The sequence below is a fragment of the Neoroseomonas eburnea genome (genome assembly GCF_018129005.1).
GTDB lineage: Bacteria > Pseudomonadota > Alphaproteobacteria > Acetobacterales > Acetobacteraceae > Neoroseomonas > Neoroseomonas eburnea.
Map to the genome: position 1 here is coordinate 22,076 of NZ_JAAEDL010000039.1, position 12,552 is coordinate 34,627.

Annotated in this window: 10 protein-coding genes; 3 read left to right on the forward strand and 7 right to left on the reverse strand. The window is 71.4% G+C overall.

Annotation, left to right across the window (positions count from 1 at the left end):
* Window positions 1–25 precede the first annotated feature (25 nt).
* The 4 genes from GXW74_RS24855 to GXW74_RS24870 are packed head-to-tail and all read right to left on the reverse strand — an operon-like array spanning window position 26 to window position 4,034.
* Entirely contained in the window at window positions 26–1,117 is a 1,092-nt protein-coding gene (locus tag GXW74_RS24855; RefSeq protein ID WP_211849288.1) for a dihydrolipoamide acetyltransferase family protein, read from the reverse strand.
* Window positions 1,114–2,094 carry an alpha-ketoacid dehydrogenase subunit beta gene (locus GXW74_RS24860; protein WP_211849289.1) on the reverse strand — a complete coding sequence of 327 codons (981 nt, stop codon included), beginning with the start codon at window positions 2,092–2,094 and terminating at the stop codon, window positions 1,114–1,116. Before GXW74_RS24860 ends, GXW74_RS24855 begins: the two co-directional genes overlap by 4 nt.
* Window positions 2,091–3,161: a pyruvate dehydrogenase (acetyl-transferring) E1 component subunit alpha gene (pdhA, locus tag GXW74_RS24865; RefSeq protein WP_211849290.1), complete on the reverse strand. Its 1,071-nt coding sequence runs from the start codon at window positions 3,159–3,161 to the stop codon at window positions 2,091–2,093. The genes GXW74_RS24860 and pdhA overlap by 4 nt, the downstream gene beginning before the upstream one ends.
* 27 nt (window positions 3,162–3,188) lie before the next feature.
* A complete protein-coding gene (locus GXW74_RS24870; RefSeq protein ID WP_211849291.1) occupies window positions 3,189–4,034 on the reverse strand; it encodes a universal stress protein in 846 nt (281 codons plus the stop codon).
* A 390-nt stretch (window positions 4,035–4,424) separates the two neighbouring features.
* On the opposite strand from GXW74_RS24870, the gene GXW74_RS24875 reads away from it, so the two are divergent.
* Genes GXW74_RS24875 through GXW74_RS24885 form a run of 3 tightly spaced genes read left to right on the forward strand, consistent with a single transcriptional unit; the run spans window position 4,425 to window position 6,754 of the window.
* Window positions 4,425–5,216 (forward strand): inositol monophosphatase family protein, encoded by a 792-nt coding sequence (locus GXW74_RS24875; RefSeq protein WP_211849292.1) that lies wholly within the window; start codon window positions 4,425–4,427, stop codon window positions 5,214–5,216.
* Between the two features lie 58 nt (window positions 5,217–5,274).
* Window positions 5,275–6,144: an FkbM family methyltransferase gene (locus GXW74_RS24880; RefSeq protein WP_211849293.1), complete on the forward strand. Its 870-nt coding sequence runs from the start codon at window positions 5,275–5,277 to the stop codon at window positions 6,142–6,144.
* A gap of 22 nt (window positions 6,145–6,166) precedes the next feature.
* Window positions 6,167–6,754, forward strand: coding sequence for a class I SAM-dependent methyltransferase (locus tag GXW74_RS24885; protein WP_211849294.1), 588 nt, complete (start codon window positions 6,167–6,169; stop codon window positions 6,752–6,754).
* Between the two features lie 213 nt (window positions 6,755–6,967).
* On the opposite strand, the gene GXW74_RS24890 is transcribed toward GXW74_RS24885, so the two are convergent.
* From GXW74_RS24890 to GXW74_RS28230, 3 genes are all read right to left on the reverse strand, one after another.
* The gene (locus tag GXW74_RS24890) at window positions 6,968–8,713 is read right to left on the reverse strand and encodes an O-linked N-acetylglucosamine transferase, SPINDLY family protein (protein WP_211849295.1); all 1,746 of its coding nucleotides are present in this window, start codon (window positions 8,711–8,713) and stop codon (window positions 6,968–6,970) included.
* 24 nt (window positions 8,714–8,737) lie between these two features.
* Window positions 8,738–10,720 carry an O-linked N-acetylglucosamine transferase, SPINDLY family protein gene (locus GXW74_RS24895; RefSeq protein ID WP_246524085.1) on the reverse strand — a complete coding sequence of 661 codons (1,983 nt, stop codon included), beginning with the start codon at window positions 10,718–10,720 and terminating at the stop codon, window positions 8,738–8,740.
* Window positions 10,721–10,768: 48 nt separating this feature from the next.
* Window positions 10,769–12,552 (reverse strand): beta strand repeat-containing protein (locus GXW74_RS28230; protein WP_408903892.1); only part of this gene is annotated, 1,784 nt, incomplete at its 5' end.

A 12,552-nucleotide genomic window follows, 5' to 3' on the forward strand; every position in this document is an offset into this window, starting at 1 on the left:
GCGCTGCGCTCCTCCTGTCCCGGCGTCATGCGGGCTGCGTCAGGTCGTCGATTGCGGCGGCGAGGAAGCGCGCCGCCTCCGCCCCCGTCACCGCGCGATGGTCGAAGGTGAGGGAGAGCGGCAGCAGCCGCCGTACCGCCAGCGTACCGCGATGGACCGCAGGTCGCGCCGCGATGCGCCCGGCGCCGAGGATCGCGACCTGAGGCGGCACCAGCGCGAGCGCCGCATATCGCCCGCCCAGCATGCCGAAATTGGAAAGGGTGACGGTCGCGCCGCGCAGCGCCGCCGGTGCGATGCTGCGGTCCCGCACCGCGGCCTTCAGGGCGGCGAAGTCGGCACGCAGCACGTCCGTCGGGCGAGCGCCGGCGTCGCGCAGCACGGGGACGAAGAGCCCGTCCTCGGTGTCCACCGCGATCCCGAGGTCGAGCTGCGCATGCAGCCGGCGCGACGTGCCCTCGCCTTCCAGCCAGGCGTTCAGCGCCGGAGCGGCGCGGCAGCCTGCGGCAACGGCGCGGACCAGACGCAGCGTCACGTCGGTTTCCGTCACCCAGTCGCCGATATCGGCGTCGTCGCAGACGGTGGTGGGTGCCACCTCGTCGCGGAAGCGTGCCATGCTGCGCGCCATGGCGAGGCGCACGCCGCGCAACGGCTCGGCCCCCGGTATGGCAGCGGCCGCTTCCACATCGGCAAGGGTGACGGTGCCGCCCGGCCCGCTGCCACGGATCGCGGACAGGTCGAGTCCGAGCGCCTGTGCCCGCGCACGCGCCGCCGGCATCGCGGCGATCGCGGGCGTCGCGGCATGCGCGGGCGGCGGCGCGGCGGCGGCCGGCGTCGCCTCGGGCAGCCGGCCGACGACGGCGCCGGCATCGGCCTCCGCGCCTTCCGTGAACTCCACCAGCGGCGCGCCGACCGCGATCCGCGCGCCCGGTTCCGCCAACAGGCGCTGTACGCGGCCGGAGCGCGGCGAGGGGATTTCCACCACCGCCTTGTCCGTCTCCACCGAAACCAGCGGCTGGTCCGCAACGACATGGTCGCCCTCAGCGACATGCCAGGCGACGATCTCGGCATCCCGCAGGCCCTCGCCGAGGTCCGGCAGGGTGAAGACGGCGCCGCTCATGCGAAGGCCATCGTCTCGCGCAGCGCGGCGGCGATGCGCATGGCATTGGGCAGGTAGTCGCGTTCCAGCCGCGGCAGCGGCATCACCGTGTCCCAGCCGGCGACACGACGGATCGGCGCGCGCAGCGACATCAGGCCGCGTTCCGCCACGCGTGCCGCCACCTCGGCGCCGTAGCCGGCGGTCAGCGGGGCTTCCTGCACGATCACAAGCCGCCCGGTGCGCGCGACGGAAGCGAGGATCGTCTCCTCATCCAGCGGCTTCAGCGTGGCGAGGTCGATCACCTCGCAGGAGACGCCGTCCCGCGCCAGCGCGTCGGCGGCGGCCAGCGCCTCCGGTACCATGCCGCCCCAGGCGACAAGGGTGGCGTCCGTCCCTTCCCGCAGCACGAAGGCGCGGTCGAGGGGCAGCGGAGGGGTGTCGTCGTCCAGCTCCTCCCGCGTCGCGCGATAGAGCCGCGTCGGCTCCAGGAAGAGCACGGGATCGGGATCGCGGATCGCCGCCAGCAGCAACCCGAAGGCGCGCGCGGGAGAGGACGGCACCACCACGCGCAGCCCCGGCACATGCGCGAAGATCGCCTCCGGACTTTCCGAATGATGTTCCGGCGCCCGCACTCCGCCGCCGGACGGCGAGCGGATCACCAGCGGGCAGGTCAGCCGGCCGCGTGTACGGGTGCGCAACCGTGCGGCGTGGTTCAGCACCTGGTCGAGCGTGGCATAGAGGAAACCGGTGAACTGGATCTCGGCGACCGGGCGGAAGCCCTGTGCGGCCAAGCCCACCGCGAGTCCTGCGATGCCGACCTCGGCGAGCGGCGTGTCGATCACGCGGTCCTTGCCGAACCGCGCGAGCAGCCCTTCCGTCGCGCGGAACACGCCGCCATCGGCGCCGACATCCTCGCCGATCACCAGCACGGACGGGTCCTCGGCCATGGCGCGCGCAAGGGCTGCGTTGACCGCCTGGACCAGGTTGCGTTCGGTCATGTCCTGCCCCCGAGCGCCTCGGCCTTCTGGCGCACGAGGTCGGCGGGCAGCGCCGCGAAGGTGTGCTCGAACATGGTCGCCGGGTCCTGCGGTGGGGTGGCGAGGTAGGCCGCTTCCGCCGCCTCGACCTCGGCGCGGCAGGCTTCGAGCAGCGCCTCCTCCTGCTCGCGCGACCAGGCGCCGAGCGAGGTGAGGTAGTTGCGCAGCCGCGGCAGCGGTTCCTCGCGCCAATGGCGGCTGACCTCGGCGTCGTCGCGGTAGCGGCGGGCGTCGTCGGCGGTGGTGTGATCGGACAGGCGGTAGGTGAGGGCCTCGATCAGCGTCGCGCCACCGCCCGTGCGGGCGCGGGCGAGCGCCTCCTCCACCGCGTCGCGCACGGCGACGACGTCGTTGCCGTCCACCTGCAGCGCGGCGATGCCGGCGGCGATCGCCTTTTGCGCCAGCGTCTCCGCCGCGGTCTGCGCGCTGCGCGGCACCGAGATCGCCCACTGGTTGTTGTTGACGACGAAAACCGCGGGCAGCGCCCAGACGCCGGCGAAGACCAGCGCCTCCGCGACGTCCCCCTTCGATGTCGCGCCATCCCCGAAGACGCAGACGGCGGCGCGCGGCTCGCCGCGCAGGCGGAAGGCGAGCGCGACGCCGGCGGCGTGCGGCGCCTGGCCGCCGACCGGCACGCAAACGGGAAAGTCGTGCCGCGACGCGGCGAAGTCGCTGCCGCGCTCGTCCCCGCCCCAGTAGAGCAGCACCTCCCGCATCGTCACGCCGCGCCAGAGCTGCGCGCCCTGCTCGCGGAAGGAGGGCAGCAGCACGTCCTCCGGCCGCATCGCCGCGGCGAGGCCGACAACCACCGCCTCCTGCCCGAGGGAGGAGGCATAGGTGCCGAGCCGCCCGGTGCGCTGCAGCGCCACCGCCTTCTGGTCCAGCGCGCGGGTGCGCACCATGCCGCGGTACAGCTCCACCAGGACAGCCGGATCCCGCGCGAAGCCGGGCAGGTCGCCCAGCGGCACGCCATCCGGGCCGAGGAATCGGCGGCAGCGGATCTCGAAGCGGGCGACGACCGTGTCCATGCGAGCCCTCCCTGGCCCGCGGTGTCCTCAGTGCGACATCAGCACCGGCACCGTCATCTGCTTGAGCAGCGTGCGCGTCACGCCACCGAGGATGGTCTCGCGCAGGCGCGAATGGCCATAGGCGCCGACCACGAGGAGGTCGGCCGACAGTTCCGCCATGCGGTTCAGCAGCAGGTCGCCCGCGTCGATCTCGGGTGCAAGGGTGTGTTCCACCTCCACCTTCAGCCCGTGCCGCGCGAGATGCAGCGCGATGTCGGCGCCCGGTTCCTCGCCATGACCTTCCAGGCCGAGGCGCGGGTTGACCGCGGTGACGACGACGCTCGCCGCGCCGGCGAGCAGCGGCAGCGCGTCGTTCACCGCACGCGCCGATTCGCGGCTGGCGTTCCAGCCGACCACCACGCGCCGGCCGAGCGTCTCGAAAGTGCCGGCATAGGGAATGACGAGAACGGGCCGGCCCGATCCGAACAACGTCGCCTCGACGATCGCCGAGGCCGAAGGCTGGCCGTCATCCGGATTCGCCTGGCCGAGCATCGCGAGGTCGGCATAGCGCGCGTGCAGCGCGACGAGTTCCGGGGCCGCGCCTTCCACGCAGCGCCATTCGCCGGCAAGGTCGTCACGTCGCAGCGCCTCGCGGAACGCCGCCTCGACGCCGCTGGCCTCCTCCAACGCGTCGGTGCGCATGCGTTCCAGCAGGTCGGCGAGCACGGCGCCGCTGGCCGCATCGGCCGCCGCCATGATCGGCAGCATGACGTCCACGACATAGAGGCCGATCAGATGTGCCCGATGTCGCCGCGCGAGATCCACTGCGAGGCGGAGCCGTGACTTCGCCGCGTCGGTCCCATCGAGATGCACCAGGATACTCTTGAGCGCCATGATCTCCTCCTGCGGGGCCGTCGCGGCAACGGCGGCGAAGCTTAGGCCCAAGCGCAGACCGAGACTTGATCCGCGTCAATCTCGGCGCAACCCCCGGGCGACGCCGCCGGCCGTTCCTGCGCGGCGGCGCTTCCTCGCGCCGCTACCGGCGTGGAGGAACGTGCCGCTTGGGCGGCTCGGACGCCATACCCCGCCCCTGGGAGGACGGCGCACCCGTCGCCGCCACGGCGGCGCCCTTCGCGGGGCCGGCTGCCCACCCGCTGCGCGACGCGGACATGAGGTGGACGGGAAAGCCCTGGTGGGCGACACCGATGCCACGCTGGCCGGAGTTCCGCTATCGCGCGCCTTGGCGACGAGCCGCAGCGACGAGAATGTGAAGGGAGATTCACGATGACCGACCTCGCCCGCCGCCGCGACAGCGCCGCCGCCATCGCCGTCGAGGCGGCCGCGCTCGCCGCGCATCTGCGGGCGGAAGGCGGCGGCGTCGCCAGCCTCAAGGGTGCGCAGGACTTCGTGACGGAGGCCGACGGCGCGACCGAGCGCTTCATCCGCGACCGCCTGGCGCGGGATTACCCGGGCGAGGCGGTCCTCGGCGAGGAGATGGGTGGCGCGCCCGACGAGGCCGGCCCGCTCTGGGTTCTCGATCCGATCGACGGCACTTCCAACTTCGCGCGAGGCGGTGACCGCTGGTGCGTCTCGATCGGCCTTGTGATGGATGGGCGCGCGGTCGCCGGCGCCATCGCCCGCCACGCGCCGGCGGAGGTTTTCGCGGCTGCGGAGGGCCAGGGCGCGACGCTGAACGGCGCGCCGATCCGGGCCGCGCCCACCACCGACATCGGCCGCGGCATCATCGAGGCAGGCTGGTCGCTGCGCCTGCCCATCGCGCGCTTCCACCGCCTGGCGCAGGCGATCACGGCCGCCGGGGCCGGGTTGCGCAGTGGCGGATCCGGAGCGCTCGGCCTGGCGGACGCGGCGGCAGGGCGGATCGACGCCTATCTGGAAGCCCACATCAATGCCTGGGACGCAGCGGCGGCGGTCGTCATCGCGCGCGAGGCAGGCTGCTGGACCAATCGCTTCGACAGCGGCGACTGGCTGGCGAGCGGCAATCCGGTGGGCGTCGGCGCGCCGGCGCTCGGCCCGGCGCTGGCCGCGCTGCTGGAGGCCTCGGCACAGCCGGCGTGAAGGAATGGGAAAGCCCCGGCTGCCAGACTGCGGCACCCGCTGCAGGAGGCAGCCGCCCATGCCCGACCCCGCCGACCGTTCCTTCCGCGCCCTGACCGGCGGCGCCGCACCGCGGGTGAAAGTGATCGACATCGGCGCCAACCCGATCGATGCCGACCCGCCCTATGCCGCGATGTTGCGGGCCGGCGACGCGGAGGTGGTTGGCTTCGAGCCGAACCGCGCCGCGCTCGCGGAGCTGGACCGGCGCAAGGGGCCGCTCGAACGCTACTTTCCCCATGCAGTCGGCGACGGCGCCCGGCACAGGCTGCACATCTGCCAGGCGCCCGGCATGACCTCCCTGCTGGAGCCGGACCCGGAGGTGCTCGCGCTGTTCCACGGCTTTCCCGATTGGGGCCGCGTGCTGGCGACGGAGGAGGTGGGGACCGTCCGCCTCGATGACGTGGCCGAGACCGCTGGCGCCGATCTTCTGAAGCTCGACATCCAGGGCGCGGAGCTGATGGTGCTGCGGCATGCCGAGGCACGGCTGCGCGATGCCGTCGTGATCCAGGCGGAGGTGGAGTTCCTGCCGCTCTACAAGGGCCAGCCGCTGTTCAGCGAAATGGAGATGTTCCTGCGCGCGCGCGGTTTCGCGCTGCATCGCTTCTTCCCGGAAGTCAGCCGCGCGGTGCGGCCGATGATGGTGAACAACGATCCCTATGCGGGACTCGGCCAGCTCGTCTGGGCGGATGCGGTGTTCATCCGCGACCTGACGCGGCTCGATGCGCTATCCGACCGGCAGCTCCTGGCCATGGCTGCGATCCTGCACGACGCCTATGGCGCCTTCGACATCGCCTTCCGCCTGGTGGCGGAACACGACCGCCGCAGCGGAGCATCGCACGCGGATGCCTATCTCGCCGGCTTGCAGAGGCCGCTGCCGCGCGCGGCCTGACACCCCTTCCCGGAGGCAAAACATGGTCCTTCTCGCCGAGGCGCCGACCACGCAGCGCACCGTGCTGCATGTCGGGTGCGGTGCCGCCGATCCGCGCAAGCTGCCGGCCGCCTTCTTTCCCGTGGGCGAATGGCACGAGGTGCGGCTCGACATCGATCCCGCCGTGGCGCCGGACATCGAGGCCTCGATCACCGACATGGCGGTGGTGGAGAGCGCCTCGGTCGATGCGGTGTGGTCGGCGCATAACCTGGAGCATCTCTTTGCCCATGAGGTGCCGCTCGCCCTGGCGGAGTTCCGCCGCGTGCTGCGGCGAGGCGGCTTCGCGCTGATGACGGTTCCCGACCTGCAACGGGTGGCGGAGCTGGTGGCGCAGGACCGGCTGGTGGAGCCGGCCTATCTTTCCCCGGCGGGGCCGATCGCGCCGCTCGACATGCTGTATGGCCATGGCGGGGCGATCGCGGGAGGCAACGTCTTCATGGCGCACCATACGGGTTTCACCGCGCGTTCGCTCGAGGCCGCGCTGGTCGCCGCCGGCTTCGCGTTGGTGCGCGTGGTGCGTGACGAGCATTTCGCGCTGTGGGCGACCGCTTACGTCGCGCCTGGTGGCTAGCTCGGTTGTTGCGAAGCGTGGATTGAGGGGGCGTTGCCCCCTCAAGCTCCCCCAGCAGGGGACACGGTCCCCTGCACCCGCGAATACCAAAGTACCGGTTTCCAAAGGCCTTTCGGCCGATGGGTCCCCATTGCCGATGCATCGCATCGGCAATGGGATCCCTGGCGGGGTGAGCCCGGGAAGGGCGGCGCCCCTCTCGGACTAGCCAGCCTCCTATGGCGTGACACGTATCCGTTCGTATGCGGCTTCCATGCGCGCGGCGAAGGCCGCGGCGTCACCGATGCTGCGCGCCCAGGCATCGCCAGCCAGCGCGGCGCGCTTGCGGGCATGGTAGGCGAAGTCCGTGGCATGGGCGACGGCGGCCTCGACATAAGCCTCGAGCGTCTTGGCGATGCCGTCGGTGAGCCCCACCGCCGTCAACAGGCTCGCAGCCATGCGGGACGCGAAGGCGCGACCCGCCAGCGTCACGATCGGCAGGCCCATGCGCAGCGCGTCGGAGGCGACGGTGCCGGCATTGTAGGGAAAGGTGTCGAGAAAGAGATCCGCGAGGCCGAGCCGCGCGAGGTACCGTTCCGGATCGCAGCGCGTGGCGAAGACGATGCGTTCCGATGCCACGCCCGCGGCAGCCGCCTGGGCGCGCAGATTGGCGATCCCGGTCGCGTTGTCCTGGGTCAGCCAGAGCACGGCGCGCGGCACACGGCGCAGGATCGCCATCCACGCGGCGAAGACCTCCGGCGTGATCTTGTAGAAGTTGTTGAAGCAGCAGAACAGGAAGGCGTCGTCCGGCAGGCCTTCCTCCGCACGCGTGATCGAGGGCAGGGATGGCGCCTGGCTGTCATTCGCCTGATAGAGCCCGCCGATCGGCAGCGGCCGCGGCGCGTAGTGGTGCGCCTGGTCCGACGGGATGACGATATCGTCGCAGATCAGCCAATCCAGTTCCGGGATCGGCACCGGTCCGACATAGCCGAGATAGGTCGCCTGCACCGGCGCCGGCTTCCAGCGCAGAGCGCCGAGCCGTGCCCCGTGCGTCATGCCGTTGAGATCCACCAGGATGTCGATCTCGTCAGCCCGGATGCGGCGCGCGGCCTGCTCCTCGGAGAGATCACCGATCGGCACGTGGTGATCAAAGGCGGCGATGATCCGGCGGCGCAGCGCGCTGCCGTCCTCCCTGGTCGAGCAGTAGCCGAAGACCTCGAACCGATCGCGGTCGTGGCGCTCCAGCAGTTCCACGATCAGGAAGCCCATCGCGTGGCGGCAGAAATCGGAGGAGAGATAGCCGACGCGAATGCGGTCGTGCCGGTAGCCGCGCGCCGGTGCGAGGCGCTCCGGCGCCGACGGTATCTTGCGCGCGATCCAGGCCTCCCCGATCCTGCGCTGCAGCGCGGGATCGTCGGTCAGCGCCAGCGCGCCGAGCGGTCCGCCCTGCAGGGCGAGCGCTTCCTCGGAGAGGCCGGGGATGCCGTCGCCGTGCAGCGGCCACATGCAGCCCTTCTGCCGCAGATGCGTCCAGTGGTGGATGACATCCGGCTGCCGTGGGTCGATCAGCAGGCTGGCACGCAGCGCGCGCTCGGCCTCGGCGTAATCCTTGCGCGTTTCGAGCAGCCGGCCGCGGTGATTGAGCAGCGGGATGCGCGCCTCATCCGGTTGCAGCGCGCCTTGCCACAGCGCGAGTGCTTCCTCCGCGCGCCCTTCGGCTTCCAGCAGCAGGCCAAGATTCACCGAGGCCTGGTGCAGGTCAGGCTTCAGCAGCAGCGCTTGGCGATAGGCGACAGACGCCCCCTGCCGATCGCCGCCCTGGCCAAGGAGCACGCCAAGGTTGAACCAGGCGGCGAAGCGCTGCGGAGAGGTGGGGTTGACGCCAAGCCAGGCGCGATAGGCGGCGATACCCTCCGCCGGCGTAACCCTCTCCAGCCGCGGCAACAGCGCTTCCAGCGGCACACCCGCGAGGCTGCCCGCCATCGTAGCATCGAGCGGCGCCACGGCTCAGCCCCCCGCCGCGGGGTGGAAGCGCGTGTCGGGCGGCAGCGGCATGAAGGCGTGGCGGCGCGCGACGGCCTGGCGCCAGCGCTCCTCATAGGCTGGATCGAAGGAGGTCTCGGTGGCGTCGTGCTCCATCGCCGCACCAAGCTCGAGATAGGTATCGAGGTTGGCGACATCCGGCTCCGGCAGGCGGCCGGCGGCAAGATCCGCCCACATCCCGCGAAACAGTGCTTCCAGTTCCCGCACCAGCCGCGGCGTGTCGAACAGCAGCGCCGCCCCGCGCCCATCCAGCAGCCGCGCGCGGTAGGGCGCCAACGCGGCACGGTCGCGGCCGAAGGCGACCGCGCGCGCGACATAGTCCTCGGCCGAGGCGCAGACGAACTCCGGCAGCCCCGCCGCGTGCACGAGACTGGCGCAGACCCGCCCCGCGAAGCCGCGCCCGGGCACCGTCAGCACCGGCACGCCCATCCACAGCGCATCGGAGGCCGTGGTGTGCGCGCCATAAGGCAGCGTGTCGAGGAAGAGGTCCGCCAGCGTATAGCGCGCCAGATGGTCGCGGTTGCCGGTGATCGGCGCGAAAACGATGCGCTCCGGCGCCACGCCCGCCCGGATCGCATGGGCGCGCAGGCGCGCTTCCACCTCCTCGCAGGATTTCAGCAGCCACAGCACGCTGCCGGGCACCTGACGCAAGATCTCCATCCAGCGCGTGAAGACGAAGGGCGTGATCTTCTGCGTGCCGTTGAAGGAGCAGAAGACGGTCGCGTCCTCGGGCAGCCCCTGTTCCGCACGGGTTGGCGCGCGGTCGCCGCCGGTCGGCCGTTGGCGGTCATTGGGCTGGTAGCAGGACAGCCGCACGACCTTTTCCGAATAGTAGCGTTCGCTGCCCGGCGGCACGATGTGCGGGTCGGCGATGATGTAGTGATGGTAGGGGCTGCCCATGCTGCCCGGATAGCCGAGCCAGTTGACGATGATCGGCGCCGGGCGCCGGGCCAGCAGCCTGGTGCGCGCGCTGCGCGTGTGGCCGTTGACATCCACCAGGATGTCGATGCCGTCGGCCAGGATCATCGCCTCCGCCGCAGCGTCGTCGAGATCGGTGATGATGCGCCAGTGGTCGACCGAATCGCGGATGCGTGCCTTGGTCGGATCCTCCTGCGGGACGCCGCAGTAATAGGCGAAGACCTCGACGGCCTTCCGGTCGTGCAGGCCGAACATCTCGGCCATCAAGGAGCCGATGGCGTGTTCCCGCAGATCGGAGGAAAGGTAACCGATGCGCAGCCGCCGGCCCGGCGCTTCCGCGATGCGATGCGCGAAATCCTGCGTGGTGCGGAAGCTCTCGGGCCAGCCGTGGTCCTCCCGGCAATGGGCGTGGGCGACCGCGAGCTGCAGCATCGGGTCGTCGGCGTAGCAGGCCATACTGAGCGGCGCAATTCGCCGCAGCAGCGCGGCGCGATCGTGCCCGGCGAGCGGGGTCAGCAGTGGCCACTGGCACTGCCGTTGGCGCAGGCTGATCCAGTGCTGCACCACGTCGCGCTGCCAGGGCGTGAGCTCGGCAACCTGGCGCAGCGTGTCCTCTGCCTCCGCCAAGCGGCGACCGCTCTCCAGCACCTGCGCCATCTGCTTCAGTGCCGTCGCCTTGTAGGCGACTGTGTCTCCGGTCAGGTCCGACAGGCTCGTCGAGACATGCGCCCAGTGGCTAAAGGCCTGCGCGGCAGCGCCCAGCCTCTCATAGGCGGCGCCGAGGTTGATGTAGGGCGGCAGGAAGTCCGGCCGGCGCCGGATGGCGGCGGTGAACGCCTCCACCGCCCCGTGCACGTCATTCAGCCCAGCCAGCAGCACCCCGCGATTGAAGTGAACGGCGTGCAGCAGCGGGTCATCCGGGTTCAGCGCCGCCCAGTCGCGGTAGAGTTCCGCGGCCAGCGCCGCCTGTCCGGATGCCGCAAGCGCCTGCGCGCCCCCGACCAGCTCGGCGATGCTCATTTTGTGCATGCCCGATGCTCCCTTCGTATGGACGCGGCCGCGGCCGGCCGCGGCCGTTCATGCGAACAGCGCGTTGGCCTGCGCCGTGGTCATCGCGCCGATCTGCGTCGTGGTGAAGCCTGCGACCTGGGCGTCGGTCAGCGCCGCGATGTCGGAGGTTTCGAGCGCGCCTATCTGCGTCGTGGTGAAGGCTCCGATCTGGGTGGTGCTCAGCCCCGCCACCTGCGTCGTGGTCAGCGCCGCGACCGAGGTGGTGGTCAGCGCCGCCACCTGCGTGCTGGTCAGCGCCCCCACCTGCGCGGAGGAGAAGGCGCCTTGCTGCGTCGTCGTCAGTGCCACAATGCCGGTGGTGGTCAGCGCCGTCACCTGCGTCGTGGTCAGCGCCGCCATCTGCGTGGAGGTGAGCGCACCGATCTGTGTCGTGGTCAGCACGCCGACATCGGTGGTCTCGATTCCACGGATCTGGGTCGAGGTCAGTGCCGCGATCTGTGTCGTGCTGAGCACGCCGACCTGGGTCGTGGTCAGCGCTGCAAGCTGATCCGTGGACAGCCCACGGACCTGCGTCGTGCCAAGCGCCCCGAGCTGGGTGGTGGTCAGGATCCCGACCTGTGTCGTGCTGAGCCCGCCGACCTGGATCGAAGTCAGCGCACCAAGCTGCGTCGTCGTCAGCGCGCCCACCTGCGTCGTCGTCAGCGCCTGCAGCTGTGAGGAGGAAAGCCCCGCCACCTGCGTCGTCGTCAGCACGGCAAGGTCGGTGGTCTCGAGCGCCCGCACCTGGTTGGTGCCCAGCGCCGCGATCGAGGTGCGGGTGAGAGCGCCGACCTGGGTGGTGCTCAGCGCGGCGAGGTCCGTCGTCTCCATCCCCGCGATCTGCTGGGTGGTGAGGACGGCGATCTGCGTCGTCGTCAGCGCACCGACCTGGGTGGTGCTCAGTGCCGCCACCTGGGTCGAGGTGAGCCCCCGCACCTGCGTAGTGCCGAGCCCGCCGACCTGGGTGGTGGACAGCGCGCCGAGCTGCGTCGTCGTCAGCGCCGCCACCTGCGAGGAGGCGAAGGCCCCGAGTTGCGTCGTGGACAGCGAGCCCACCTGGGTGGTGCTGAGCGCCGCCATCTGCGTGGTGTTCAGCCCGCGCAGCTGGGTGGTGGTCAGGACACCGAGATCGGTCGTCTCCAGCGCCAGGAGCTGTGTCGCGGTCAGCCCCGCGAGCTGCGTGCTGGCCAGCCCGGCAACCTGCGTCGAGGTCAGGGCCGCGATGTCGGTGGTGTCCAGCCCGCGGAGCTGCGCCGTGGTGAGCGCACCGACCTGGGTGGCGGCAAGGGCCCCAAGCTGCGTCGTCGTCAGCGCCGAGACCTGGGTGGAGTTCAGCCCGCCGAGCTGCGTCGTGGTCAGCGCGGCCACCTGCGTCGTGGTGATGGCGCCGATCTGCGTCGTGGTCAGGGAGCCGAGCTGCGCCGCCGCCAGGCCGCGGATCTGCGTCGTCGTTAGCACCGCAAGATCGGTGGTCTCCAACCCGCGGAGTTGCCCCGTGCCAAGGGCAGCGATCTGGGTCGTCGAGATCGCTCCGATCTGCGTCGTCGTCAATGCCGCAATGTCGGTCGTCTCCAGCCCGATCACCTGGGTGGCGGAGAGCGCGCCGACCTGGGTGGTGGTCAGCGCCGAGACCTGGGTGGTGGTCAGCGCCGCGATCTGCGTCGGCAGCAGGCCACGCAGCGTCGTGGTGCCGATCGCCCCGATCTGCGTGGTGGTGAGTGCGGCGACGTCGGAGGTCTGCAGCCCGGCGACCTGGGTGGCGGTCAGCGCACCCACCTGCGTCGTGGTCAGCGCACCCACCTGCGTCGTGC

Bases quoted from the DNA above. Each gene is read 5' to 3' on its own strand.
- GXW74_RS24855 (WP_211849288.1), bottom strand. From the start codon at position 1,117: ATGAGCGGCGCCGTCTTCACCCTGCCGGACCTCGGCGAGGGCCTGCGG.
- GXW74_RS24860 (WP_211849289.1), bottom strand. From the start codon at position 2,094: ATGACCGAACGCAACCTGGTCCAGGCGGTCAACGCAGCCCTTGCGCGC.
- pdhA (WP_211849290.1), bottom strand. From the start codon at position 3,161: ATGGACACGGTCGTCGCCCGCTTCGAGATCCGCTGCCGCCGATTCCTC.
- GXW74_RS24870 (WP_211849291.1), bottom strand. From the start codon at position 4,034: ATGGCGCTCAAGAGTATCCTGGTGCATCTCGATGGGACCGACGCGGCG.
- GXW74_RS24875 (WP_211849292.1), top strand. From the start codon at position 4,425: ATGACCGACCTCGCCCGCCGCCGCGACAGCGCCGCCGCCATCGCCGTC.
- GXW74_RS24880 (WP_211849293.1), top strand. From the start codon at position 5,275: ATGCCCGACCCCGCCGACCGTTCCTTCCGCGCCCTGACCGGCGGCGCC.
- GXW74_RS24885 (WP_211849294.1), top strand. From the start codon at position 6,167: ATGGTCCTTCTCGCCGAGGCGCCGACCACGCAGCGCACCGTGCTGCAT.
- GXW74_RS24890 (WP_211849295.1), bottom strand. From the start codon at position 8,713: ATGGCGGGCAGCCTCGCGGGTGTGCCGCTGGAAGCGCTGTTGCCGCGG.
- GXW74_RS24895 (WP_246524085.1), bottom strand. From the start codon at position 10,720: ATGCACAAAATGAGCATCGCCGAGCTGGTCGGGGGCGCGCAGGCGCTT.